Annotated in this window: 24 protein-coding genes; 2 read left to right on the top strand and 22 right to left on the bottom strand. The window is 68.7% G+C overall.

What is annotated here, in order from left to right; genetic code table 11:
• Nucleotides 1-60 precede the first annotated feature (60 nt).
• The 9 genes from CCZ27_RS18005 to CCZ27_RS17965 all read right to left on the bottom strand — a co-directional run bounded on the left by CCZ27_RS18005 (nt 61) and on the right by CCZ27_RS17965 (nt 8246).
• Nucleotides 61-396 (bottom strand): cupin domain-containing protein, encoded by a 336-nt coding sequence (locus CCZ27_RS18005; protein ID WP_096450508.1) that lies wholly within the window; start codon nt 394-396, stop codon nt 61-63.
• Complete coding sequence (paaY, locus tag CCZ27_RS18000) at nt 393-1004, bottom strand: phenylacetic acid degradation protein PaaY (protein WP_096450506.1); 612 nt, start codon at nt 1002-1004, stop codon at nt 393-395. Before paaY ends, CCZ27_RS18005 begins: the two co-directional genes overlap by 4 nt.
• A 179-nt stretch (nt 1005-1183) precedes the next feature.
• On the bottom strand, nt 1184-2710 hold the full coding sequence (locus CCZ27_RS17995) for a methylenetetrahydrofolate reductase C-terminal domain-containing protein (protein ID WP_198363173.1): 1527 nt from the start codon (nt 2708-2710) through the stop codon (nt 1184-1186).
• Nucleotides 2711-2730: 20 nt separating this feature from the next.
• On the bottom strand, nt 2731-3546 hold the full coding sequence (locus CCZ27_RS17990) for an ABC transporter ATP-binding protein (RefSeq protein ID WP_096450502.1): 816 nt from the start codon (nt 3544-3546) through the stop codon (nt 2731-2733).
• Nucleotides 3547-3637: 91 nt separating this feature from the next.
• Complete coding sequence (locus CCZ27_RS17985; protein ID WP_096452760.1) at nt 3638-4471, bottom strand: ABC transporter ATP-binding protein; 834 nt, start codon at nt 4469-4471, stop codon at nt 3638-3640.
• Between the two features lie 11 nt (nt 4472-4482).
• Nucleotides 4483-5259 (bottom strand): ABC transporter permease, encoded by a 777-nt coding sequence (locus CCZ27_RS17980; RefSeq protein WP_096450500.1) that lies wholly within the window; start codon nt 5257-5259, stop codon nt 4483-4485.
• Nucleotides 5256-6161, bottom strand: coding sequence for an ABC transporter permease (locus CCZ27_RS17975; protein WP_096450497.1), 906 nt, complete (start codon nt 6159-6161; stop codon nt 5256-5258). The genes CCZ27_RS17980 and CCZ27_RS17975 overlap by 4 nt, the downstream gene beginning before the upstream one ends.
• A gap of 12 nt (nt 6162-6173) precedes the next feature.
• The gene (locus CCZ27_RS17970) at nt 6174-7355 is read right to left on the bottom strand and encodes an ABC transporter substrate-binding protein (RefSeq protein WP_096450495.1); all 1182 of its coding nucleotides are present in this window, start codon (nt 7353-7355) and stop codon (nt 6174-6176) included.
• Between the two features lie 24 nt (nt 7356-7379).
• The gene (locus CCZ27_RS17965; RefSeq protein ID WP_096450493.1) at nt 7380-8246 is read right to left on the bottom strand and encodes a 3-methyl-2-oxobutanoate hydroxymethyltransferase; all 867 of its coding nucleotides are present in this window, start codon (nt 8244-8246) and stop codon (nt 7380-7382) included.
• A gap of 213 nt (nt 8247-8459) precedes the next feature.
• Here CCZ27_RS17965 and CCZ27_RS17960 point away from each other — a divergent pair, with 213 nt between their 5' ends.
• Entirely contained in the window at nt 8460-9161 is a 702-nt protein-coding gene (locus CCZ27_RS17960) for a Crp/Fnr family transcriptional regulator (RefSeq protein WP_198363172.1), read from the top strand.
• 164 nt (nt 9162-9325) lie between these two features.
• On the opposite strand, the gene CCZ27_RS17955 is transcribed toward CCZ27_RS17960, so the two are convergent.
• From CCZ27_RS17955 to paaN, 13 genes are all read right to left on the bottom strand, one after another.
• The gene (locus CCZ27_RS17955) at nt 9326-11992 is read right to left on the bottom strand and encodes a bifunctional acetate--CoA ligase family protein/GNAT family N-acetyltransferase (RefSeq protein WP_096450491.1); all 2667 of its coding nucleotides are present in this window, start codon (nt 11990-11992) and stop codon (nt 9326-9328) included.
• Nucleotides 11993-12169: 177 nt separating this feature from the next.
• Nucleotides 12170-13267, bottom strand: a complete 1098-nt coding sequence (gene paaE / locus CCZ27_RS17950) for a 1,2-phenylacetyl-CoA epoxidase subunit PaaE (protein ID WP_096450489.1) — start codon at nt 13265-13267, stop codon at nt 12170-12172.
• Nucleotides 13268-13286: 19 nt separating this feature from the next.
• Nucleotides 13287-13787, bottom strand: a complete 501-nt coding sequence (gene paaD, locus CCZ27_RS17945; protein ID WP_096450487.1) for a 1,2-phenylacetyl-CoA epoxidase subunit PaaD — start codon at nt 13785-13787, stop codon at nt 13287-13289.
• 11 nt (nt 13788-13798) lie between these two features.
• Complete coding sequence (gene paaC, locus CCZ27_RS17940) at nt 13799-14581, bottom strand: 1,2-phenylacetyl-CoA epoxidase subunit PaaC (RefSeq protein ID WP_198363171.1); 783 nt, start codon at nt 14579-14581, stop codon at nt 13799-13801.
• Nucleotides 14581-14877 carry a 1,2-phenylacetyl-CoA epoxidase subunit PaaB gene (gene paaB / locus CCZ27_RS17935; protein WP_096450483.1) on the bottom strand — a complete coding sequence of 99 codons (297 nt, stop codon included), beginning with the start codon at nt 14875-14877 and terminating at the stop codon, nt 14581-14583. Before paaB ends, paaC begins: the two co-directional genes overlap by 1 nt.
• Nucleotides 14874-15881: a 1,2-phenylacetyl-CoA epoxidase subunit PaaA gene (paaA, locus tag CCZ27_RS17930; protein WP_096450481.1), complete on the bottom strand. Its 1008-nt coding sequence runs from the start codon at nt 15879-15881 to the stop codon at nt 14874-14876. The genes paaB and paaA overlap by 4 nt, the downstream gene beginning before the upstream one ends.
• Nucleotides 15882-15982: 101 nt before the next feature.
• Nucleotides 15983-16768 (bottom strand): enoyl-CoA hydratase/isomerase family protein, encoded by a 786-nt coding sequence (locus tag CCZ27_RS17925; protein WP_096450479.1) that lies wholly within the window; start codon nt 16766-16768, stop codon nt 15983-15985.
• A gap of 83 nt (nt 16769-16851) precedes the next feature.
• Nucleotides 16852-18057, bottom strand: coding sequence for a 3-oxoadipyl-CoA thiolase (gene pcaF, locus CCZ27_RS17920; RefSeq protein ID WP_096450477.1), 1206 nt, complete (start codon nt 18055-18057; stop codon nt 16852-16854).
• Between the two features lie 10 nt (nt 18058-18067).
• Complete coding sequence (paaK, locus tag CCZ27_RS17915) at nt 18068-19393, bottom strand: phenylacetate--CoA ligase PaaK (protein WP_096450475.1); 1326 nt, start codon at nt 19391-19393, stop codon at nt 18068-18070.
• Nucleotides 19394-19431: 38 nt separating this feature from the next.
• Nucleotides 19432-19899 carry a hydroxyphenylacetyl-CoA thioesterase PaaI gene (paaI, locus tag CCZ27_RS17910; protein WP_096450472.1) on the bottom strand — a complete coding sequence of 156 codons (468 nt, stop codon included), beginning with the start codon at nt 19897-19899 and terminating at the stop codon, nt 19432-19434.
• Complete coding sequence (paaH, locus tag CCZ27_RS17905; RefSeq protein ID WP_096450470.1) at nt 19892-21463, bottom strand: 3-hydroxyacyl-CoA dehydrogenase PaaH; 1572 nt, start codon at nt 21461-21463, stop codon at nt 19892-19894. The genes paaI and paaH overlap by 8 nt, the downstream gene beginning before the upstream one ends.
• On the bottom strand, nt 21460-22257 hold the full coding sequence (paaG, locus tag CCZ27_RS17900) for a 2-(1,2-epoxy-1,2-dihydrophenyl)acetyl-CoA isomerase PaaG (protein WP_096450468.1): 798 nt from the start codon (nt 22255-22257) through the stop codon (nt 21460-21462). Before paaG ends, paaH begins: the two co-directional genes overlap by 4 nt.
• A gap of 10 nt (nt 22258-22267) precedes the next feature.
• Nucleotides 22268-23935, bottom strand: coding sequence for a phenylacetic acid degradation protein PaaN (gene paaN / locus CCZ27_RS17895; protein ID WP_096450466.1), 1668 nt, complete (start codon nt 23933-23935; stop codon nt 22268-22270).
• A gap of 593 nt (nt 23936-24528) precedes the next feature.
• Here paaN and paaX point away from each other — a divergent pair.
• Nucleotides 24529-25479, top strand: coding sequence for a phenylacetic acid degradation operon negative regulatory protein PaaX (gene paaX / locus CCZ27_RS17890; protein ID WP_232516458.1), 951 nt, complete (start codon nt 24529-24531; stop codon nt 25477-25479).
• The last annotated feature ends 27 nt before the right edge of the window (nt 25480-25506 follow it).

Genomic DNA, 25506 nt, shown 5'->3' with positions numbered 1-25506 from the left:
CGCGCATCCCCCGCCGCCAGACCTGCCGTGTCGCGAGCCTTCAGCCGCGCCGTTTCCGCTTCATGTTTTCCCGGGATGCACCGCCAGCCAGATGGCGTCGTTACTCGTCGATTCGACCCGATGGCGGCGATGCGCCGGAATGAAGACCCAGTCTCCCGCCGCCAGCGCCAGGGTCTCGCGATCTCCGTCCGCATGTTCGAGGACGAGCGTGGCGCGGCCCGCCGCCAGCATCACCCACTCGTCTCCCGGCTGGTCGTACCAGAAGCCCGGCGGACTGGCGTGGCCGAACGACGCGATGCGTTCGATGCGCGCCGCCGGATGATCGAGCAGCGTGTCGAACCGCTCTTCCGCACCCGGCGGCGGCAGCGCGGCGAACAGGTTGCCGCGTCCGCTCAAGCCTTGCCTTCCTTCTTCGCCTCCACCAGCGGCACCACGCCGGGGAATTCGAAGCGCTTGCGGCCGGGCTCCATCTCGGCGAGCGGCTCGCACGGCTTCAGCGTGGCGAGGCAGCGCTCGGTCAGCTCCTGGTAGGTGCGGGTACCGTCGCTCTTCCATGCCACCTCCTGCTCCGAGAGGTCGCGCACCACCTTGGCCGGCATGCCCGCCACCAGCTTGCGCGGCGGAATCTCCACGCCCGCCTTGACGAAGGCGCAGGCCGCGACGATGCACTCCTCGCCCACCACCGCGTTGTCCATCACCACCGCGTTCATGCCCACCAGCGCATTGCGGCCGATGCGGCAGCCGTGCAGCACCGCGCCGTGGCCGACGTGCCCGTCCTGCCCGATCACCGTGTCGGTACCCGGAAAGCCGTGCATCACGCAGGTGTCCTGGATGTTGCAGCCTTCCTCCAGCACGATGCGGCCGAAGTCGCCGCGCAGCGAGGCCAGCGGCGCCACGTAGCAGCGCGGCCCGACGATCACGTCGCCGATCAGCACGGCGTCGGGATGCACGAAGGCGGTGGGGTGGATGACGGGCTTCAGGCCGTCGATTTCGTAACAGGGCATGGGGTGGGTCCTCTGGTATGGGTGGTGTGTGCTCTTGTTCGGCTGCGGCCGATTTTGCCACGCATGAGGCGTGGATCGGGCGTCGGGGGCGGCATGGCCTTGCAGGTGGAGCGGCCAGCGTTCGGACCGGGAGAGCCGCGCATGGAACGGCCATCGCCCGCCGCCGGTGTGCGGCGGCGCTACGCGTCCGGGCCGTAGTGCGGGCACGTCGGGGCGCCCGCCGTGTCGATGGACGTACCGGGGGCGGAGGCGTCGAGTATCCGGACATGGGGTTCCTGGCGGATGAACCAGGCCGGCCAGGAAGATGAATGCCGGGTTTCCGCGGGTATGGCCGGAACCAGCACGCTCTCCAGTTCGTTCAATGCGCCCGTCTCCTTGGCGATCCGGTAGCGGACGCTGTGGATGCATTCCTGCTCGCCGAACTCGCAACGGTTCTGCGTAGTGCCGCCGCACGCGCCGTTGGCCAGCCCCTTGGGACAGGTCTCCGGGCACACGAACTGCGTGCTCGCCAGCCGGCATTGGCCGCAAGTCTCGCAACCCAGCAAGGGATGCTTGACGGCACGTTCGAGACGTTCCAGCCCTCGTGCCATGGTGCCCGGCTGCGCGCAGGCGGCGCGCATCGTCCAGGCGAAGGCGGCCGCCAGCGGACCGCGTTGGAACAGCAGCGCATGCGTGGCGGCGAACACGCGATAGCGATAGCGTTCCCGCGGGCTGGCCCGAACCGTGCCCTGCCCCGGCCGCCAGCATTCTCCGGGCGGCCGGGGATCGGCCGGCGTGCCGTCGGCGCGGCACCAGTGGTCCCGCCAGGCGCTTTCCCATGCCGCCTGGTCGGCGCAGTCCCGCGCGAGCGCATCAACGCTGTCGGCCAGTGCTTGCAGATCCATGGCGTTGCGGATGCCCGTCAACTGGATGCCGGCGTAGCCGAGCCGGCGCAGATGGACGATCTGCAATGCCAGGCGGTGCAGCACGCGGGCGCGGCCGCCGTCCGGCTGGCGTCGGGCGTCTTCTTCGAGCAGTGCAAGCAGGCTGTCGCTGACCGTGATGCCTGGCACCGGATATCGCCGCAGATGGCGCGCGCGCGCCGCGGACAGGGGCATGACGCAGGCCAGCAGCGGCCGGCGCAGGGGGCTGTCGGCCATCCAGCCGAGGGCCTCGACATGCTTGTCCGGATCGAAGCCCACCTGCGTGATCGCGAAGCTGGCGCCCGCGCGCAGTTTCTTGGACAGCTTCAGGTACTGGAGCATGCCATCTTCCTCGCGGTACTTGAACGGGTTGACCGCTACGCCCAGCAGCCAGTCCGGTTGCCAGCGCCGCACGGCCGCCACGGCCGCCACCGATTCCAGGTAGCGGATGCGCTTGCCGTGGCCGTGTCCGGGCAGGCGGTCGCCGCTGAGCAGCAGCAGATTGCGCAGGCCCATCTGCTGCATGGTCCGGACTCGATCGCGCAGCTCTGCCAGCTCGCGATCCTTGCCGGCGAAGTGCAGCAGCGGCTGGCGTCCGCTCGCCTGCAGCAGCCGCCCGGCGATCGGCAGCGGATCAGGGTCCTGCGGACTCAGGACGCGGTCGGTCACCGCGAACGCGCTCAGCCAGTCCGGAGCGCCGCGGGGGCCGATCAGCGCTCCGTAGTCCGCTTCGGGCCGCCGCCCGGCTGCCGGAATGCATTCCAGCAGCCACGCGAACCGTTCCCCGGCCAGCGCGCGGGCCAAGTGGTTGCCGCGCTCCGCCATCAAGCTGCGGAACGCGGTGCGGGCGCCGCAAAGGCTTTGCCGGATTCCTCGTGCAGTAGATCGAGCAACTGCCGCTTGATCCGCACCGCCTGTTCCAGTTCGAGCATCCCGGCCGTTCGCGGCCTGGGCAGCGGCACCTCGACGACCGTCCTTTGCGTGGTCGGCTTGTGCGTCAGGACGATCACCCGGTCGGCCAGCAAGACCGCTTCGTCCACCTCCGAGGTGACGAACAGCGTGGTCGGCCGGTCCTCTTCGAACAGGTCCAGGAAATACGCCTGCATCAAGCCGCGCGACAGATGGTCCAGGCCACGGAACGGTTCGTCGAGCAGCAGCAGGCGGGGCCGGTTGATCAGCGCGCGGGCCACTTCGGCGCGTCGCTGCATGCCGCCGGACAACTGTTCCGGGTAGCGGCGATCGAAGCCCTGCAAGCCGACCCTGGCCAGGAACTTCCGTGCCCTTTCCTTCGCTTCGCCGGGGCTGACGCCGGCTTGCCGGGGACCGAAGGCCACGTTGTCGAGCAGGGTCATCCAGGGGAACAGCGCGGTTTCCTGGAAGACCATCAGACGCTCGGCGCTGGGGCCGGTGACCGCGACACCGTCCACACTGACTTGCCCGACGCTGGGCGGGAGATAGCCGGCAATCAGCTTGGCCAGCGTGCTCTTGCCGCAGCCGGAAGGGCCGATCAGCACGTTCAAGCGGCCGGGCAGCAGCTCCAGGCTGCAATCCCGCAGTACCACGTCCGCCCGCCCGGCGCGGGCGAACACCTTGCCGACGCCGTCCAGGCGGGTGTGACCATCGGTCCGGGCGGCGGCCATCCCGGCGCTCACTGGACTACCCTCCTGTCACTGCGTGACATCCTCCCCGCGGGAGGATGAGCGCCCCCTTCGGGCGGCCGGGCGGTGGCGCTCATGCCAGCTCCCGTTCACCGGAAACGAAGGCCCTGACGGCCTCTTCGCGCACGGCCTCGACGGCAATGTGGTGAAGGGCCAGAAAGCGCCCGGAAGTCAGCATCCGCCGATGGCGCGGACGTGGCAGGTCCACTTCGATAGCGCGTTTGATACGGCCCGGACGGCTGGTCATCACCAGGACCCGATCCGCCAGATAAATGGCCTCCTCCAGATCGTGGGTGATGAAAAGCACGGTCCCGCCGGTGCTCGCGTGCAGTTCCAGCAGGGCATCGTGCGTGGCGCTCTTGGTCAGCGCATCCATGCCGCGGAAAGGTTCGTCGAGCAGCAGGATGCGGGGCGCATTGAGCAGGGCGCGGACCATTTCCACCCGCCGGCACATGCCCGAGGACATGGCGCCGGGGTACAGTCCTTCGACGTCTGCCAGGCCGACCCGGGCCAACAGTTCGCGCGCCCTGGCGAGCGCTTCGGCCTCGCTCAGGCGACCTTGCAGCATGGGCGCGCGGATCAGGTTTTCGCGCACCGTCGCCCAGGGGAACAGGGCGTCGTGCTGGAACACCACGATGCGGTCCGGGCCGGGCCGCAGGCGCAGGCCGGGCGCGTTGATGACGCGCTCGTCGAGGACGATCTCGCCGGCACTCAGGCTGTCGAAGCCGGCGATGGCGTTGAGCAGGGTGCTCTTGCCGCAGCCAGAAGGGCCGACGATGGCGCAGAATTCGCCCGCCTGGATATCGATGGAGCAATCGTCCAGGGCGACGACCTGGCGGCCCCGGGAAACATAGGTCTTGCCCGCGTTGCGAATGGACACGGTTCCGCTGGATGCATGCTGCGTCATGGGTGTTTCCTTCAGTGCGTGCGCCAGGGCATGGCGCGCCGGCCGAGCCATAGCATGGCTGCGCTGGACAGCATGCCCGCCAGTCCGATCGAGAACATGCCGACGATGATGCCCGGCAGCGAATGGCTCATGTAGGCATTCCAGGTCAGATAGCCGAGTCCGCTCTGCCCGGACGCCATCTCGGCGGCAATGACCACCTCCCAGGTGATGCCGATGGCGATCGACAGGCCGGTAAACAGCGATGGGAGCGCGCCGGGGACCAGGATCTGCCAGAACAGCGTGCGGCGGCGGCCGCCGAGCGACCGGGCAGCCTGGATATAACGTTCGTCGATGCGCTCGATGCCGGCCAGCACGTTGAGGAAGATCGGGAAGAACGCGCCCAGGAAGGTCAGGAAGACCATGGTCATTTCCGTCGACGGCCAGAACAGGATCGACAGCGGCAGCCAGGCCAGCGGCGGAATCGGCCGCAGGATCTCGAAGATCGGGAAAAGCAGATCGTGCCAGCGCCGCGAGACCCCCAGCGCGATGCCGAGCACGATCGCCAGCACGGCCGCGGCAAGAAAGCCGAGAAGAACGCGCTGCGTGCTGAATCGCCAGGACTGCGCGAAACCTTGCTGGGCGATCTCCCCCGGCACGCTGCGCGCAACCTCCAGCGGCCCGGGCAAGAATGCCAGCATGCCGGCGGTCCTGGCCAACTGCCAGGCGCCGAAGAACACCAGCATGCCGAGCAGGCCCTGCCACAGGGCGGGATGGCCCAGCCGCAGCGATGGCGGGAAGAACCGGCTCATGGGTGTCCTCCCGTCCTGTGCGCCTGCCAGCGCATCAGCCGCTCGCCCAGGCGGCGGATCAGCGCGCTGGACAGCCAGCCGAGGGTGCCTAGGGTGATCATGCCGATGAAGATGTTGGGCAGCACGAGCTGCGTGTAGGCATCCAGGATCAGATAGCCCAGGCCGGAACGGCCGGCGATCATTTCACCGCCGACCAGGGAGAACCACGCTACCCCCATGGCGATCTGCAGTCCGGTGAAGATGCTTGGCAGCGAGCCCGGGACGATCACCCGGAACAGCACGTCGGCGCGCCGATATCCCAGGCAGGCCGCTGCCCGCAGATAGGTTGCCGGGATGGAGCGCACGCCAAGAAATGTATTGAGTACCGTCGCGAAGAAGGCCGCGAGCAGGGTGACGAAGATGACGGCGCTTTCCACGCTCGGCAAGGTCAGCACCGCCAGCGGGACCCAGGCCAGCGGCGGTACCGGGCGCAGCAACTCGATCACCGGGCCGAGCGTGTTGCGCGCGAACGTGCTCCAGCCCATCAGGATGCCCAGCGGCGTTCCGAGTGCCACGGAGATGGCGAAGGCGGCATAGACCCGCAGGATGCTGATGCCGATGTGCTCGTAGTACGCCCTGGTGTACAGGGACACGCCGTGCGAGGGTTCGCGGCTCGTCCATTCGCTGAAGAGGTACAGCGGGTCGGGAATGAAATGGAAACGCGGCGGGATGGCCACGGCGGTCAGCAGGTACCACAGGGAGACGAAGCCCAGCAGCCCCAGAACACCGCGCCGCAGCCTGGCCGAGCGGGACAGCAGGCGCAGGCGGCCGCGCCAGTCGCCCGCGGCGAGCGGCCAGTCGGCGGAGCGGGCCAGCCTTTCGTCGTAGTCGTCCAGCGCGGGCGCGACGTGCTGTCCAGGCATGGCGGACTTCGCTCAGCGGGCCGCGGGGGCGACGCGCAGGTCGTCGCCCTTGAAGGGGTTGTCTGCGCTGGCCTGCAGTTCGAACAGCCCCTGGGCGGGATCGAGCCCGAGTTCGCGGAACGCCTGGGCGACCAGCGAATCGTCGATCGCCTGTTCGCCCAGCGCCTGCTCCTGATGCACTTTCAGATCACGCAGAAAGGCGTGTCCGCGCTCGAGCAGGGCACGGGACGCGGGGCTGACGATCATGTCGGCCTTCAATGCCTGCGGAGCCGCACCGACGCCGTCCGGCAGCTTGCCGTACAGTGCGTACCAGAGATTCTCACGGCTGTATTCGGGCAGTTCCTGCTTGACCAGGTTGATGGTGTCGACCGGCCGGTCGCGCATGAAGTAGAGCGCTTCGATGTTGGCTTTCAGCCAGGCAACCGCCGCCTCCCGGTTGGCATCGATGAAATCGCGGCGCATCAGCACGGTGTTGGCATCCTGCTCACCGTATCCGGCAGGCGCCACGGCGTAGCGCGCGTAGCCGTCGAACACCGCCTTGGAAACGTGCGGCTCGTACAGCACGGCAGCATCCAGCTTGTTGGCCTGCAGGCTGCTGACGATCACCTCGCCCTGCATCTGATGCCAGTTCACCGTGACGTTCTCCCGGGCGAACATCTGCTGGCCGAGGCGATCCGCGCAGCTCCCCTTGGGCACCCCGACGCGCTTGCCGTCCAGCCACTTGACCGCCTCGTGGTAATCCTTGAACGGCGGCGCGTCGGCACGGACCACCACCAGGCCGCACATGCGTCCGGGGGAGGTGGTGTTGACCGCGACGATGCTGATCGGCGCCAGATCGCGCTTGGTCGTGGCGACAATGGAAGGGTTGTCGCCGATGTAGCCGATCTGCTGCTTGTTGGCGACCAGATCGGTGATGACCGGGGGGCCTTGCAGGTTGCGCTTCCACTCCACCTGGCTGCCCACTGGCAGCCATTTCTGCCACAGCTTCTGCTGTTTCAGGATGACCGTGTCCCAGGCGCCGGTCCAGGCCAGCCAGTAATTGCTGCTGAGGTTGACCGGCCGGCCGCTCAGCGGCTTGGCCTTCGCGTCGATTTCGGCCCAACTGACGGACTTGTTGTCGGCGGCCGCAACCTGCGACACCGAAATGGCCAGCGCGCCGGCCATGAACAGCGTGCGATGCATCAAGCGTTTCATTCCTATCTCCTGTAACAGTCGGATTCAGCGTTCGCCCGGCAAACCCTGGCGAAACTTCTGCAATTCCTCGGGCGGCATGTGGAATGCCTGCTCCGCACGTGGATACGTGCCGGCCAGGCATTCATCCCGATAACGTGTCAGTCCCTCTTCGATGATCGGGCCGACATTGACGAAGGCACCCCGATTGCGCGGAATGGGGAACGCGCTGTAACCGACCACATCGCCACTGATGTGATAGATGCCGTCTCCGTGATGCCCCGCTCCGAGGGTGATGATGGGTACCGGCGAAATCTCCTGCAGATAAGCGGCGGGTTCGACCGGGACCTGTTCGAGAATGAAGGCGAACACGCCCGCGTCGATGAACGCCTGCGCGCTGTCTATGATGTGCCGGGCTTCCTCGGCGCTTTTCCCCTTCACGCCGAATCCGCTTTGCTCCGTGCGCCGCGAAGCCTGCATGCCGATATGGCCCATCACGGGAATGCCCGCCCGCACGATCTCCGCCACGTACTCCGCGGTATACCGGTTGCCTTCGCACTTGACGGCTTGCGCGCCGCCGACGGAAACCATGCGTCCCGCGCTGGCGATGGCCTGCGCCTTCGACCCGTGGTAGCTCAGATAGGGCAGGTGGCCGACGACCAGTCCGTACCGGGTGCTGCGGCTGACCGCACGCGTCAGGAACAATTGCTCCTCGAAGCTGACCGTGGTCGGGTCTTCGTGTCCGAGCAGCGACATCGGCCCGGCATTGCCGACGATCAGCAGGTCGAAGCCGACGCGGTCGGCGATGTGCGCCATCGGCGCGTCGTAGACACCGATGGAAGTGATCAACTCACCGCGCTGTTTCTTGGCCCTCAGGGTATTCAGCGTGATTTTCTTGCGTGGCTGCTCTGTCATTGCCGGCTCTGCCAGGGGAGATCGAGGCGGCAGTGTCACTGATCGGAAGGGCCTGTTCTGTCGCGCTGGCGACAGATTCTTATGCGAAAAACGAAATTTCTTATTCCATTAATTCGGTTGGTCGCATGTGCCGTTGCGACTATATGAAGGGCGGGCGCACATGGTGACTCCGGTATGCGGAACGCCTGCCGGCGCCGCAGAATTGGAGGCCCCATGCAGAACAAAGGTGAAATACCCTGGTACTGGGAAGGTACCTATCTGTTCGAAAAGATGGATGACCAGGCGCGCCATGCCGTGCTGGGCAAGTCCCATCGGCAGATATTCAGGAAAGGCGCCACGATCTTTCGCGCGGACGATCCGGCCAATCAGGTTTTCTTTCTGGAAAAAGGTCTGGTCAGGATATTCAATCTGTCCGCCCAGGGAAGCGAAACGGTTTTCTGGCTCTGCATCGACGGAGAGATATTCGGCGCCGGCGGGATCTCCGGCTGCGCAAGGCAGTCCGTATTCGGGCAGGCGCTGGATCATTCGGTCATCCATTCGCTGAAGCGGGAGGACTTCGAGGACATGATCCACCGCTACCCGCAACTCGGCATCAACGTCATCACCCTGATGGGTGCGCGCCTGCGCCTGGCGTGCGATGCGGTCATCGAAAAGACGGCGAGCACGACGGATATCCGCCTGGCCCGCGGTTTGCTGCGCCTGTCACGGAATTTCGGCAGCTGGGATGGAGAGGAAATCATCTTCCGCAAGCAATTCACCCATCAGGAGCTGGGCTACATGGTCGGGGCCAGCCGCCAGACGATCAACCGGGCGCTGAATGCCTTTGCCCGGCGGCAGTTGATCCGCTTTGAAAAACGCACCCTGGTGATTCGGAACGTAGACGCCCTGGCTTCGATGACTACGACGGTGGAGTAGCCGGCACTGGCCGTCGAAAGTGCAGTTGCTCGACGAAGGGGCGGATTGAGACGGACGGGTTGCGCCGAAACGGGCGCATCGCCCGTACGCGTACCGCGAGAACCGGTGCATGGACGGCGGAGTGCCGTTTCGGCGATCGTGATCCGCGTCATGCCGCCGGAACGCTAGCCGTGCAGCGCCTTGACCACCCGCTTCAGCGTGTTCTCCTCCGGATGCGGCTGCACCTCGAAACCCAGCCCCTGCATCAGCCGCAGCATCTTGGGGTTGTGGCCGAGCACGTCGCCGACGATGTTGCGGTAGCCCTTGGCGCGGGCGCAGTCGATCAGGGCGCCCATCAGGCGGCGGCCGAGGCCGAAGCGCTGCCAGTCGTCGGCCACCACCAGGGCGAATTCCACCGATTCGCCGTCCGGCGCCAGCGAGTAGCGCGTGCTGCCTATCATGGTCTCGGCGTCGCCGGCGCGGGTGGTGGCGACCAGGGCCATCTCGCGGTCGTAGTCGATCTGGGTGAAGCGGGCGATCATGCCGGGCGGCAGTTCGTCGATGCGTTCCATGAAGCGGAAATAGCGCGTTTCGGGGCTGAGCCGGTCGAAGAAGGCTTGCACCAGCGCGGCGTCTTCCGGGCGCACCGGCCGCGCACGCACGATGCGGCCGTCGGACATCTTCCAGTCCCGGACCAGGTGTCCAGGGTAGGGGTGGATGGCCATGTGGGCGTAGCGGTCGCTGCCGGCCGGAACGCCCTGGTCGATGACGATGCGGGCGTCGGCGACGATTGCGCCGTCCTCGTCGGCGATCAGCGGGTCGATCACCAGTTCGCATACCCACGGCAGTTCGCATGCCAGGTCGGACACGGCCACCAGCACGCGCTCCAGCGCGCCGCGGTCGACCGTGGGCAGGGCGTGGAAGCGGTCCAGCAACTGCGCGACCTGGGGTGCGTCGATGAGGTCGCGCGCCAGCACCGCGTTGAGCGGCGGCAGGGCGTAGGCGCGGTCGCCGGTGTGTCCGGCCGCCGCGCCGCCGGCGCCCAGGTTGATGACCGGGCCGAAGACCGGGTCGCGGAACACGGCCAGCCGCAGCTCGCGCCCGTGCGGCCGGTGCAGGTAGGGTTCGATCGACACGCCGCTGATGCGCGCCTCCGGGTGGCGCAGGCGCACGCCGCCGACGATGTCGTGGAAGGCGCTCCATACCGATTCGGTCGCGGTGAGGTTCAGGCGCACGCCGCCAGCTTCGGACTTGTGCGCGAGGTCGGGCGAATCGATCTTCATCACCACCGGAAAGCCGACCTGCTCGGCGACGAACAGCGCCTCGGTGACGTCGCGCGCCACCATGGTCTGCGTGACCGGCACGCCGAAGCTGCGCAGCAGCGCCTTCGATTCCATGGCCGACAGCACGTTGCGGCGCTGGTTGAGCAGCGCCTCGACCAGCATGCGGGCGCCGCCCGGGCCGCTGCGCCCGGCCTCTGCCGTCTGGCCGGCGGTCTGCAGCAGCAGGGCCTGGTGGCGGTAGAACTTGGAGATGTTGTGGAAGAGTTCCACCGCGGTTTCCGGCGCGTGGAACACCGGGATGCCGGCGCGGTCGAGCAGGGTGCGCGCCTGCGCCACCTGGCCGCCGCCCATCCAGCAGCAGCAGATGCTCAGGTTCGCGCTCCTTGCCACGTCGGCGATGGCCTGGGCGATCTCGACCGGGTCGGTCAGCGCGTGCGGCGACAGGATCACCAGCACGTTGCGGATCGCGGCATCGTCGGCGAAGGCGAGGAGGGCGTCGCGGTAGCGCTCCGGCGGCGCGTCGCCGCCGAGGTCGAGCGGATTGCCGGCGCGCCCGCCGCCCGGCTTCAGTTTCGCCAGCGCGGCCTGGACCTGGGGCGACAGTTCCGCCAGCGGCGTGCCGAGGTCGCCGGCGCGGTCGGCGGCGATCGCGCCGGGCCCGGCGCCGTTGGTGACGATGGCCAGTTGCTCCACCCCGGGGCGGAAGCCCGAGGCCAGCGCGCGCGCGGCGAAGAACAACTGGCCGACGTTCTGCACCCGCACCACGCCGGCGCGGCGCATCGCCGCGTCGAACACCGCGTCGGCGAGCGAGACTTCGCCGACCGGCGTTCCGGAGGGGGCGTGGCGGCCGGTCTTGAGCAGGATGATGGGCTTGATGCGCGCCGCCGAGCGCAGCGCGCTCATGAAGCGGCGCGCGTTGCGGATGCGGTCGACGTACAGCAGGATGTAGCGGGTGCGCTCGTCGTGGACGAGGTAGTCGAGCGTTTCGCCGAAATCCACGTCCATTTCCGAACTGAGCGAGATCACCGACGAAAAGCCGATCTGGTGCGTCGCCGCCCAGTCGAGCACCACCGAACACATCGCGCCCGACTGCGACACCAGCGCCAGTTCGCCGCTCGCCGCCGCGATCTTCGTCAGTGCGGCATTGAGGCCGGCTTCCGGGCGCAGGATGCCCAGGCTGCCCGGCCCGAGCAGGCGCATCCCGGCGGCGCGGGCGGTCTCCAGCATGCGCCGCTCCAGGGCGCCGTCGCCGGGGCCCAGCGCGGTGACGATCACCGCGTTGCGCACGCCGGCCCGTCCGCACTGTTCGACGATGGCATGCAGCGTGCGCGCCGGCGTGGCGATGATCGCCAGGTCCGCGCGGCGGCCGATGTCTTCCACCGAGCGGTAGCACTTCCTGCCCAGCACCGTCTCGTGCTTCGGATTGACCGCGTGCACCGGGCCGCGGTAGCCGGCGTCGACCAGGTTCTTGAAGAGCACGCGGCCGACCGACTGCGCCTCTTCGGAGGCGCCGACCACCGCGACGGAGGCCGGTTCGAACAGGGAGCCGAGGTAGTGGGCGTCGAGCATGGCGGCCTTGGGCGATCGCATTGGGGGTGCCGGGAGTCTATGCAGGGACGCCCGCGCGCTCATTGACCTGTATCAGCGGCCCGTCCTGCGTGCGCGGCGCAGGGCGGACGAAAAAACGCGGCCGACGAAGCGGCCGCGCATCGCAGTGGCCGGGGCCACTTCGCCGGACGGGCGGGATCAGCGCTCGTCGAAGCTCACCCGCAGGTGCCTGGTGGTGGCGCGCGCCTGGCAGCTCAGCACGAAGCCCTGCTCCACGTCGGCGGCTTCCAGGGTGAAGTTCTTGTCCATCACCACCTCGCCGTCCAGCACCTTGGCGCGGCAGGTGCAGCACACGCCGGCCTTGCAGGAATAGGGCAGGTCGAGGCCGGCATCCAGCGCGGCGTCGAGCACGTGGTCGTCGGGGCCGAGCGCGATCTCGTGCTCCTTGCCGTCGAGCACCAGCGTCATCCGGATGTCCTTTGCCGCGCTGGCCGCCGCTTCCGCCGTGCTCGAGGCGCCGACCGGTTTGGCGCCGGCGGGCAGGTTCACCGTGAAGCGCTCGGTGCGGATGCGGTCGGCCGGCACGCCGGCCTCCTGCAGCGCGGCCTCGGTGGCGGAGATCATCGCGTCCGGGCCACAGATGAAGACCTCGTCCATGCTGCCCACCGGCAGCAGCGCGTCGATGATCGCGCGTACCTTGCCGCCGTCGATGCGGCCCTGCAGCAGGTCGACCTCCTGCGCCTGGCGCGACAGGACGTGGATCATCGTCAGGCGGTCGCGGTAGCGGTCCTTCAGGTCCTGCAGCGCTTCGTTGAACATCACGGTGGACATGCGGCGGTTGCCGTAGATCAGCGTGAATTTCGACTCGGGCTGCTCTTCCAGCGTGCTCGCGGCGATCGACAGGATGGGCGTGATGCCGGAGCCGGCGGCGAAGCCTACGCGGTGGATGGCGCGCTTCTTCTTCACTACGAAGCGGCCGTCCGGCGGCATCACCTGGACGACGTCGCCGGCCTTGATCGAGTGCGCCGCCCAGTTGGAGAACAGGCCGCCCTCGACCGGACGGATGCCGATCTCCACCTCGCCGTTCCTGGCGAGGCGGCTGCGCGGGCTGCTGATCGAGTAGTTGCGGCGCACCTCCTGGCCGTCGATGGTGGCGCGCAGGGTCAGGAACTGGCCCGGCTCGAAGGCGAAGCGTTCGCGCTCGGCCTCGGGGATGTTGAACGTGATCGCCACCGCGCCGGCCGCTTCGGGGTTCACGCGCTTGACGGAGAGTGCTTGAAAACGGGGTGCTGACATGTCGTTTTGTCTCCGGCCCTCAATAGGGCTTGAAGTAGTCGAAGGGCTCCTGGCAGTGCAGGCACTTGTACAGCGCCTTGCAGGCCGTGGAGCCGAACTGGGAGGTGACGACGGTGTGCGTCGAACCGCAGAGCGGACAGGCGACCGGCTCGGCGGGGGCGGCGCGCCGCACGAACTTCACGACGCTGACGTCCTTCGGCGTGTGGTGCGGCGGCGCGATGCCGTACTCGCGCAGCTTTTCCTTGGCCTCGTCGCTCATCCAGTCGGTGGTCCAGGCCGGCGCGAGCCGGGTCACCACCCGCGCCGCGATGCCGGCCCGTTCCAGGCTTGCACGCACGTCGTCCTCGATCTGGCCCATCGCCGGGCAGCCGCTGTAGGTCGGCGTGATGACGACCTCGATCCCCTCCGCGGTCTCGCGCACGTCGCGCAGGATGCCCAGCTCGCGCAGGGTCACCACCGGGATCTCGGGATCGGTCAGTTGCTCGAGCGTCGCCCAGGCCTTGTCGACGGTGCTGCTCATGGCCGCTGCCCTTACCAGGTGGCGCCGGGATGGGCGCGCGCCAGGCCCTGCATCTCGCCGAGCAGGTAGCCCAGGTGCTCGGAGTGGCGGCCATGCTTGCCCTCGGGCACGTAGCCGCGCACCTGCGGGCGCACCAGCGTGGCCTCGGCCAGCGTGTCGGCCACCAGCGCATCCCAGGCGGCGCGCAGCGTGCGCAGGTCCACCGCCGCCCCGGAGGCCACCGCGGCGTCCTCGGCCGCGCTCGGCGTCCAGAACTCCTCGGTGTACGGGAACAGGTGGTCGAGCGCCGCCTGCGCGCGGGCGTGCGATTCGTCGGTGCCGTCGCCGAAGCGCACCACCCAGTCGGCGGCGTGGTGCAGGTGGTAGCGCGCTTCCTTCAGCGACTTGGCGGCGATCGCGGCGAGGTCGGCGTCGGCGGACTTCTCCAGCGCTTCCCACAGCAGCACCATCAGCGCGCCGTACAGGAAGTTGCGCACGATGGTGGTGGCGTAGTCGCGGTCGGCGGCGGCGTAGCCGACCAGCGCGCCGTGGTTGGGCAGTTCGAGCAGCGTGTAGTTGCGGAACTCGGTGTCGCCGCGGAAGTAGGCCAGCCTGTCCTCGGTGGCGTCGCCGCCCATGCGGGTGGCGGCAAGCTGGTACAGCAGGCGGGCCTGGCCGATGAGGTCGAGGCTGACGTTGGCGAGCGCGAGGTCTTCCTCGAGGATGGGGCCGTGGCCGCACCACTCGGCGTCGCGCTGGCCGAGCACGACGGCGTTGTCGGCCAGGTGCAGCAGGTATTCGACGGGCGCCTTCATCACATGTGCCCCACTTCTTCAGGGATTTCGTAGAAGGTCGGATGGCGGTAGATCTTGTCGGCGGCCGGGTCGAACAGTTCGCCCTTGTCGTCCGGGTTGCTGGCGGTGATCGCCGACGAGGGCACCACCCAGATGCTCACGCCTTCCTGGCGGCGGGTATAGACGTCGCGCGCCATGTGCAGCGCCTGCGCCGCGTCGGCGGCATGCAGGCTGCCACAGTGCTTGTGCTCCAGACCTTGCTTGCTGCGGACGAAGACTTCCCAGAGCGGCCAGTCCTTCAGTGCGGGGGTGTTCATGCTGCCTCCTTGGTTGCGCGTTCTTTTTGCTTGCGGGCGTGGGCCAGGGCCGCGTCGCGGACCCACTGGCCGTCGTCGTGGGCCTTCACCCGGGTCGCCAGGCGTTCCTTGTTGCACGGGCCGTTGCCTTCGACGGTGTTCCAGAATTCCTGCCAGTCGATCTGGCCGTGGTCGTGGTGGCCGCGTTCCTCGTTCCACTTCAGGTCGGGGTCGGGCAGGGTCACGCCCAGCACCTTGGCCTGCGGCACGGTGGCGTCGATGAACTTCTGGCGCAGTTCGTCGTTGCTGATGCGCTTGATGCCCCAGCGCATGCCCTGCGCGCTGTGCGGGCTGTCGGCGTCCGGCGGCCCGAACATCGCCAGGCACTTCCACCACCAGCGGTCGACCGCGTCCTGCACCATCGCGCGCTGCCCGTCGGTGCCCTTCATCATCACCAGCAGGGCTTCGTAGCCTTGGCGCTGGTGGAAGGATTCCTCCTTGCAGACGCGGATCATGGCGCGCGCGTAGGGGCCGTAGGAGCAGCGGCACAGCGGGATCTGGTTCATGATCGCGGCGCCGTCGACCAGCCAGCCGATCACGCCGACGTCGGCCCAGTTCAGCGTCGGGTAGTTGAAGATGGAGCTGTACTTGGCCTTGCCGGCGTGCAGCGCGTCCAGCAGTTCGTCGCGGCCGGTGCCGAGCGTCTCGGCGGCGGAATACAGGTAGAGGCCGTGGCCGCCCTCGTCCTGCACCTTGGCGATCAGGATCGCCTTGCGCTTGAGGCTGGGCGCGCGGGAGATCCAGTTGCCTTCCGGCAGCATGCCGACGATCTCGCTGTGGGCGTGCTGGCTGATCTGGCGCACCAGCGTCTTGCGGTACGCGTCCGGCATCCAGTCCTGCGGCTCGATGCGGCCGTCGGCGTCGATGCGGGCCTCGAACGCGGCTTCCTGCCCGCTCGCGGCGCCGGGCACGACGGCCAGCTTTTTCCCGGATTCGTCCGGGATGTCCATTGCCTGGGTATACATCTGCTCCCTCCTCGCAAATACCGGCCCGGCGGATGCCGGGGCGGAACTCAACACTCGTGTGGTTCGACTTGCTCGCTAACTGCGCCGTTCGGCCGCGGGACTCAGCCCTGCCAGGCCGGCGGGCGCTTCTGCAGGAAGGCGGCGATGCCTTCCTTCGCCTCGCCGGTGGCGCGCTGGCGGGCGATGCGGGTGGCCGTCTCCTCGGCCACTGCGGCGTCGATCGGCCGGCCGCAGACCGCCGCGATCAACTGCTTGGCGGCCTGCTGCGCCAGCGGGCCGCCGGCCAGCAGCGGCTCGACCAGCGCGGCGACGCCGGCGTCCAGCTCGTCCCGCGACACCACCTCGCTGACGAGGCCGATCGCCCTGGCCTGGTCGGCGCGGAACTTCTCGCCGGTCTGGAAGTAGCGCAGCGCGTGGCGCGGGCCGATGGCGCGCAGCACGTAGGGGCTGATCACCGCCGGGATGATCCCGAAGCGCACTTCCGACGTCGAAAACTGCGCGTCGTCGGACGCCACCACCATGTCGCACGCCGCCGCCAGCCCGGTGCCGCCGCCCAGCGCCGCGCCCTGCACGCGCGCGATCGTCGGCTTGGACATGCCGGACAGCGCCTGCAGCATGCCGGCGAAGCTGCGCGCGTCGGCGAGGTTCTCCGCCTCGCCGTAGCCGGAGGCGCGCTGCATCCAGTTGAGGTCGGCGCCGGCCGAGAAATGGCGGCCGCGCCCGGCCAGCACGACGATGCGCGCGGTGGCGTCGGCATCCAGCGCGCGGCAGGCGGCGCCGAGGTCGGCGATGAGCCGTTCGTTGAAGGCGTTGAACACGTCCGGACGGTTCATCCAGATCGTCGCCACCGCCCCCTTGCGTTCGATTTCCAGGGTTTCGTATGTCATCGTGATCCTGTTCCCGGGCGTGCCGGCGAGGGGCGTGTCCTGCCCTTCGCCGGCGCCACGGGTCTCCTCCGTTCTTCCCTGCGTCAGACGCGCTCGATGATCAGCGCGATGCCCTGGCCGACGCCGATGCACATCGTGCACAGCGCGTAGCGGCCGTTGCGGCGCTGCAGCTCGTAGGCCGCCGTGGTGACCAGGCGCGCGCCGCTCATGCCCAGCGGGTGGCCCATGGCGATGGCGCCGCCGTTCGGGTTGACGCGGGCCTCGTCGTCGGCCAGGCCGAGGTCGCGCAGCACGGCGAGCGCCTGCGCGGCGAAAGCCTCGTTGAGTTCGATCACGTCCATCCGGTCCAGCGTCAGGCCGGCCTTGGCCAGCACCTTGCGCACCGCCGGCGCCGGGCCGAAGCCCATGATGCGCGGCGCCACGCCGGCGGTGGCCATCGCCACCACGCGGGCGCGCGGCGTCAGGCCGTGGCGCGCCGCGGCGGCCTCGGACGCCAGCAGCAGGGCGCAGGCGCCGTCGTTCACGCCGGAGGCGTTGCCGGCGGTCACCGTGAGTTCGGGGCCGTTCACGCCCTTCAGCCTGGCCAGCATTTCCAGCGTGGTGTCGGGGCGCGGATGCTCGTCGGTGTCGAACAGGATCGGGTCGCCTTTCTTGCGCGGGATCTCCACCGGCACCAGTTCGTCCCCGAACCGGCCGGCGGCGTGGGCGGCGGCCCAGCGCTGCTGCGAGCGCAGCGCGAAGGCGTCCTGGTCGGCGCGCGCGATCTGGAACTCCTCGGCGACGTTGTCCGCGGTCTGCGGCATCGAGTGCGTGTCGTACAGCTTCTTCATCAGCGGATTGACGAAGCGCCAGCCGATGGTGGTGTCGTGGATCGCGGCGCTGCGCGAGAAGGCCGTCTCCGCCTTGCCCATCACGAAGGGCGCACGCGACATGCTCTCCACGCCGCCGGCGATCATCAGCTCGGTCTCGCCGGCCTTGATCGAGCGCGCCGCGAGGCCCACCGCATCCATGCCGGAGCCGCACAGCCGGTTCACCGTGGTGCCGGGCACCTCGACGGGCAGGCCGGCGAGCAGGCCCGACATGCGCGCGACGTTGCGGTTGTCCTCGCCGGCCTGGTTGGCGCAGCCGTAGATGATGTCTTCCACCGCCGTCCAGTCGACCTGCGGGTTGCGCGCCATCAGGGCCTTGAGCGGAACGGCGCCGAGGTCGTCGGCGCGCACCGCCGCCAGGGTGCCGGCGTAGCGGCCGATGGGGGTGCGGATGGCGTCGCAGATGTAGGCTTGGGTCATCGCCGGCTCCTCACAGTTGCTTCGGGCGCTGGTCGATGACGCGGCGGGCCTTGCCGGTCAGCGTGCGCGGGATGCTTTCGAACTCCATCACGTTCACCCTGGTGCTGATGCCGATGATGGTCTTGATGTGGTGCTGCAGCTCGCGGGCGATCGATTCGGTCTCGTTGCGGCTGAGCTTGCCCGACAGTTCGCGCTGCACTTCGCAGCGGATCTCGACGTTGTCGAGGTGGCCGTCCCGCGTCAGCACGATCTGGTAGTTGCCCGACAGGCGCTTGTCGCGCAGGATCTGCTCCTCGATCTGGGTCGGGAACACGTTCACGCCGCGCACGATCAGCATGTCGTCCGAGCGGCCGGTGATCTTGCCGATGCGGCGGAAGGCGCGCGCGGTGGGCGGCAGCAGGCGGGTGAGGTCGCGCGTGCGGTAGCGGATGACGGGGAAGGCTTCCTTGGTCAGCGAGGTGAACACCAGTTCGCCTTCCTCGCCGTCGGGCAGCACCTCGCCGGTGTCGGGGTCGATGATCTCGGGGTAGAAATGGTCTTCCCAGATCACCGGGCCGTCCTTGGTCTCGATGCATTCGCTGGCCACGCCCGGGCCCATCACCTCGGTGAGGCCGTAGATGTCGATGGCGTCGATGCCCAGCTTGCGCTCGATCTCGGCGCGCATGCCCTCGCCCCACGGCTCGGCGCCGAAGATGCCGACCTTCAGCGAGATCTCTTCGGGCTTGATGTTCAGGCGCTCGAACTCCTCGGCGATCACCAGCGAGTACGACGGCGTGACCATGATCGCGTCGGGGCGGAAGTCCATGATCTGCTGGACCTGCTTCTCGGTCTGGCCGCCGGACATCGGCACCGTGGTGCAGCCGGCGCGCTCGATGCCGTAGTGGGCGCCCAGGCCGCCGGTGAACATGCCGTAGCCGTAGGAATTGTGCACCATGTCGCCGGCGCGCACGCCGGCGGCGCGCAGCGAGCGCGCGACGACGTCGGCCCAGTTGTCGAGGTCGTTCCTGGTGTAGCCGACCACCACCGGCTTGCCGGTGGTGCCGCTCGAGGCGTGCAGGCGCAGGATCTTGCCGCGCGGCACGGCGAAGAGGCCGAAGGGGTAGTTGTCGCGCAGGTCCGTCTTCGTCATGAAGGGGAAGCTGGCGAGGTCTTCCAGCGATTTCAGGTCGTCCGGATGCACGCCCTTTTCCTGGCAGCGCTTGCGGTAGGGCTCGACGTTGTCGTAGGTGTGGCGCACCGACCACTGCAGGCGCCGCAACTGGAGGGCCGAAATCTCGTCGCGGCTGGCGGTTTCGATCGGCTCGAGATCGCCGGGCTGGGGGCTCTTCACGGGCATGGTCTTCTCCTCTTTCCTCTCTCTGTTTTGATTGCCGGTCAGGCCTGTTCCGCGGCGAGGCCGGCGATCACCTCGCCGGCGATGCGATAGCTTTTGCCCCGGAACAGGGCGACGGTCTTGCCGGCGCCGTCGCGCACGGTGATGTCATACACGCCGGTGCGGCCCGACAGCGAGCGCTCGACGGCCTCCGCCTGCAGCGTGTCGCCTTCCTTGCCGGGTGCGACGAAGTCGATGTTGCAGCCCGAGGCGACGGTGTTGCGGTTGTAGGCGTTGCAGGCGTAGGCGAAGGCGGTGTCGGCGAGCGTGAAGATGAGGCCGCCGTGGCAGATGTGGTGGCCATTCACCATGTCGCCGCGCACCGGCATGCTCAGCGTGGCGCGGCCGGGGCCGACGCTGTCGATGCGCATGCCGAGCGCCTGGGCGGCGCGGTCGCGCGACCACATCGCGTCGGCGACGGCCTCGGCCAGCGCCTGGGCTTCTTCGGGGGTGATGTGCTTGTCAGTCATGGATCTTCTTTCCGGCAAAGACGCGCTGCTGGATCAGCGGCGACACCCGGTAACGGTCTTCACCGTAGAACCGGGCGAGGTTGGAGAGGACGGTGCAGATCGCCGGCAGGCCGACGTTGTCGGCCCAGGCCAGCGGCCCGCGCGGGTAATTGACGCCCAGGCGCATCGCCGAGTCGGCGCCGGCCGCGTCGCACACGCCCTGGTGCACCGCGTCGGCGGCCTCGTTGGCGAGCATGGCGACGGTGCGCATCACCGCCAGGCCCGGTGTGTCGCCGAGGCGGCACACCGCGAAGCCCGCGGCCTGCAGCAGGCCGATGGCCGCGCCCACCGCCGGCGCCCAGCAGTTGATCGCCGCGCCCACCGCGATGCGGGTGGCGGTGGCGTAGTCGAGCGCGAGGTCGATCAGCACCACGTTGGCGATGCCGGTGTCGGCCGCGCGCTGGGTGGCGGTGCGGCCGTCGGTGACGAAGACCACCGCGCCGCCCGCCTCGGCGATGCGGCCGTCGGCGGCCTCGCCCCAGGCGTAGGCGATGCCGCGCTCGTGCAGGCGGTCGGCGAGCGCATGCGCCGCGGCGGAATGGCCGTGCAGCACGATCGCTTCGGGCGCGTTCTGCGCGACGGCGATCTTCGGCTCCGGCCGCTCGGCGCCTTCGCCGTAGGCGTAGAAGCCACGTCCGCTCTTGCGGCCGTGAAAGCCCGCATCGACCAGTTCCTGCTGGATCAGCGAGGGGGTGAAGCGCGGATCGTTGTAGAAGGCGTTCCACACCGAGCGGGTCACGGCGAAGTTCACGTCGTGGCCGATCATGTCCATCAGCTCGAACGGCCCCATGCGAAAGCCGCCGGCGTCGCGCATGATCGCGTCCAGCGTGGCGCAGTCGCCGCCGCCTTCGTTGAGGACGCGCAGCGCCTCGGCGTAGTAGGGCCGGGCCACGCGGTTGACGATGAAGCCTGGCGTCGAGCGCGCATGCACCGGCGTCTTGCCCCACGCGGCGGCGGTGGCGAACAGCGTGTCGGCCACCGCCTCGTCGGTGGCCAGGCCGGACACGATCTCGACCAGCGCCATCAGCGGCGCGGGGTTGAAGAAGTGCAGGCCGGCCAGGCGCCCGGGGCGCCGGAGCGCCGAGCCGATGGAGGTCACCGAGATCGACGAGGTGTTGGTGCCGAACAGGCAGCCGTCGCCGACGATGCCTTCCAGGTCGCGGTACAGCGTCTGCTTGGCTTCCAGGCTCTCGACGATGGCCTCGACGACCAGCGCGGCGTCGGCGAGGTCGGTCAAGCGCTCCACGGCGATCAGGCGCTCGCCGGCCGCGCGGGCGGCGTCGGCGCTCATCCTGCCCTTGTCGGCGAGCTTGCCGAACTGGCCGCGGATGCCGTCGATCGCCTTGGCGGCGGCGCCGGGCCGGTTGTCCAGCAGCTTGACGACGTGGCCGGCGGCGGCGGCCACCTGGGCGATGCCGGCGCCCATGGCACCGGTGCCGACCACCGCGACGATGGCCGAGGCGTCGAGCGCGGCGGCGGGAGGCGTGGCGGTCTGGGGATTCGTCACGGTATGCGTCACGCTCATTCCCCGGTGAACTTCGGCGCGCGCTTTTCCATGAAGGCGGCGACGCCCTCGGCGTAGTCCGGGCTCCAGCCCAGCTCGCGCATGAAGCCGCCTTCGAAGGAAAGCTGTTGCTCCAGGGTGTGGCCCGGCGCGGCATGCATGGCCTGGCGGGTGCGCACCAGCGCCTTGGTCGGCATGGCGGCGAGCTGCGCGGCCGTCGCATCCACCCTGGCAGCGAACTCGGCGTCGTCGTAGGCGGCCCAGATCAGGCCCCAGTCGGCGGCCTTGTCGGCGGGCAGCTTGTCGGCCAGCATGGCCAGCCCCAGCGCGCGGGCCATGCCGACGCGCTGCGGCAGGAACCAGGTGCCGCCGGTGTCCGGAACCAGGCCGATCTTGCTGAAAGCCTGCAGGAAGGAGGCGGAGCGGGCGGCCAGCACCAGGTCGCAGGCCAGCGCCACGCTGGCGCCGGCGCCGGCGGCGATGCCGTTGACCGCCGCGATGGTGGGCACGCGCAGGTTCTGCAGGCGCAGCACCAGCGGCTTGTAGTTCTTCTCGACGATGTTGCCGATGTCCGGCATGCGGCCGCCGGGCTGCGTCGCCATGTCGGGGTCGGCCAGGTCCTGGCCGGCGCAGAAGGCGCGGCCGGCGCCGGTCAGCACCAGCACGCGCACCGACTTGTCGGCCTGGACGGCATCGAGCGCGTCGCGCAGTTCGGCGTGCATCTCGCCGGTGAAGCTGTTGAGCTTGTCCGGGCGGTTCAGCGTCAGCCGGGCGATGCCCGCATCCACCGAAAAGAGGATGTTCCTGTATTCCATGGTCCGCTCCTCAGACGTGGTAGCGGCGCTGGACGACGCGGAAGCGGTTGGCGACGAAGGCCGAATCCGCATACGAGGCGTTGGCCGCCGGGTTGCCGCCGGTGCCGTGGTAGTCGGAGAAGGCCGCGGACTGGTTCACGAACACGCCGCCGGTGAGGTTGATGGACAGCGCGACCTTGCTGCGCCAGGTGGCCTCGGTCATGGCGTCGATCACGTCCTGCTTCGTCGAATACACGCCGACGGTCAGCGCGCCGTGGGTGCCGACCACGCGCTCGGACAGCGCGATCGCCGCGGCGGTGTCGGCCACCTTGACGATGAAGCTGATGGGGCCGAAGCGCTCTTCCATGTAGGCTTTTTCGTCGGCCGCGTCGCAGGCCAGCAGCACCGGCGTGCGCACCTTGGCGCCGGGGAACTCGGGGTTCTCGAGGGCGGTGGAGGCCAGTACGACCTTGCCCAGCGCGCCGCTGTCGGCCACGCCGATGCGCTCGGCGGTGTCGGCGGACTGGATCGCGCCCAGCACGGCATGCGCCACCTCGGGCTTGGACAGGAAGCGCTCGATGGCCTTGGCCAGATCGGCGCAGAACTCGTCGTAGCTCTTGTGGCCGTCGTCGGTCTCGATGCCGCCGGCCGGCACGAAGATGGCCTGCGAGGTGGTGCACATCTGGCCGGAATACAGCGACAGCGTGAAGGCGAGGTTGCCCAGCATCGCCTTGTAGGCGTCGGTGGAGTCGATGACGATGTTGTTGACGCCGGCCAGCTCGGCATAGACCTGGGCCTGGCGGCAGTTGTCGATCAGCCACTGGCCGAACACGTTGCCGCCGGTGAAGTCGATCGACTTCACCGCCGGGTGGGTGGCGAGCGCCTGGGTGGTGGCGCGCTTGGCGGCCACGCACAGGCTCACCAGGTCGGGGTCGATGCCGTTCTCGGCGAGCACCGCGCGGATCGTGCGCACGGTGATGGCCGCCGGCAGGATGGCGTTGCTGTGCGGCTTGACGATCACCGCGTTGCCGGTGGACAGCGCCGCGAACAGGCCCGGATAGGTGTTCCAGGTCGGGAAGGTGCCGCAGCCGATCACCAGGCCGATGCCGCGGCCGACGATCTGGAAGTGCTTCTTCATGGCCAGCGGCGGGTTCTTGCCCTGCGGCTTTTCCCACGCCGCCTCGGCCGGCACGAAGCCCTGCTCGCGCCAGGCGTAGGCGACGGCCTCGAGGCCGCGGTCCTGCGCGTGCGGGCCGCCGGCCTGGAAGGCCATCATCCAGCCCTGTCCGGTGGTCATCATGACCGCATGCGCGATCTCGAAGCTCTGCCTGTTCAGCCGCTCCAGGATCTCCAGGCAGATGCCGGTGCGGCCGTCGGTGCCCATCGCCTGCCAGCCCTTCATGGCCTCGAGGCCGGCGGCGATCAGCGCGTCCGGCTCGCACACCGGATAGCCGACGTCCAGCGCCACGCCGTAGGGAGAGGCTTCACCCCCGTGCCAGCCGGTCTGGCCCGGCTGACCCAGTTCGAAGTGCTTGCCGAGATGGGCCTCGAAGGCCCGCTTGCCTTCCTCCGGCGCCGTCTCGCCATACAGCCTGGGGCTCGGCATCTCGGGGAAGGGAGACCAATATCCGCGCGTGGAGATGGCGTTAAGGGCGCTCTCGAGGGTGGCGCGGTGTTTTTCGAACAGGGGATGAGTCATTCGTCTCTCTCCGTTGGGGTTATGGGTGTAAACGATACGAATGGATTTGATGGATGTCAATGCATGGTATCCAATCTGTTGGCCGCCATGGGGCGTATTTCTGTAATGAGGAATCGGTTACCAGAAAAGAAAAACTTTTAAAAACATAAAATTGAAAGAGTATGGGCCGCCATTTTTTGCCGATCGTCATTTTTCATGGCGTCTTGCTTACTTCTGATTCGGGTGTATTTCGATACCAAAAACTAGAAATATTTATATGTTTGTGTATCATTAAATGGCCGTTCCGCCAGAGCCGTTGGCGCGGGTCCGGCGTCTCCCGGCCGTTCGGCTGGAGCGATGCCGCCGCCCGGGGGCGGGATGGTCCGGGCCGTTCCGGCATCGTCCCGGTGAACATGCTTCGTGTCCCTCCTTCCCGGTCGGCAGGCCGCCGGAAAGCGGCGGCCATCCAGCTTTCTTTTTACGCCTGCAGAACCCGTCCATCCACCACCATGTCGACCGCCCATTCCGCCGTCCGACGCAGCGCCGACGCTATCCGGCACACCGGCGAATCGATAGACTCGCTCACCGCAAGTCAAGTCCCGTTCGCAAATCCGGTGTCCACTCCCATCCACAAACGTCTCGACGAGTTCCGCCAGCTCGACCGCGTGCAGGCGGGCTCGCTGATCATCTCGGTCTTCGGCGACGCGGTCGTGCCGCGCGGCAGCCGCATCTGGCTCGGCAGCCTCATCCGGCTGCTCGGCCCGCTGGGCCTGAACGAGCGGCTCGTCCGCACGTCGGTGTTCCGCCTCGCCAAGGACGAATGGCTGGGCAGCGAGCCCGTCGGCCGCCGCACCGACTACCTGCTGACGCCATCGGGCCAGCAGCGGTTCGAGGATGCCTCCCGCCACATCTACGCCTCCAGCACGCCGCAATGGGACCGCCGGTGGCGCCTGATCGTCGTCGTCGGCGAACTGGGCGGCAGGGAGCGGGAGCGGCTGCGCCAGGCCCTGTTCTGGCAGGGATTCGGTGCGCTGGGCGCGGACTGCTTCGTCCATCCCAGCGCGGAGCTGATCGCGGCGTTCGATGCGCTGGTCGCCGAGGGGCTGGCCGACGTCCTGCCGCGGCTCAAGCCGCTGCTGGCCGCCGACGCGACGCTGGGCACCGCGGCGAGCGATGCCGAAATGGTCCGCCGCGCCTGGAACCTCGAGCGCCTCGCCGGCATGTACGCCGACTTCGTCGGGCGCTACCAGCCCATCCTGCAGCAACTGCGCGACAGCGCGGGCGACGTGGACGACGAGAGCGCCTTCCTCGTGCGCACGCTGCTGATCCACGACTACCGCCGCCTGCTGCTGCGCGACCCGGAACTGCCCGACGCGCTGCTGCCCGCCGAATGGCCGGGCCAGAAGGCGCGCCTGTTGTGCAGGGAGCTGTATCGCCGGCTGCTGGCGCCATCCGAGCGTCACCTGGACGCCCATTTCCAGTTGGCCGACGGGCGCACGCCGGAGGCCGCGCCGTTGCTGTTCGAGCGCTTCCGCGACGTCGACCCGCTGCTGCAGCCGCTCTGACCGTTCCGGCGGCGCGGCCGCGCCGTG

The organism is Thauera sp. K11 (genome assembly GCF_002354895.1).
Lineage (GTDB): Bacteria > Pseudomonadota > Gammaproteobacteria > Burkholderiales > Rhodocyclaceae > Thauera > Thauera sinica.
The sequence above is the reverse complement of the archived record's forward strand: the minus strand, read 5'-3'. Positions and strand labels throughout refer to the sequence as shown.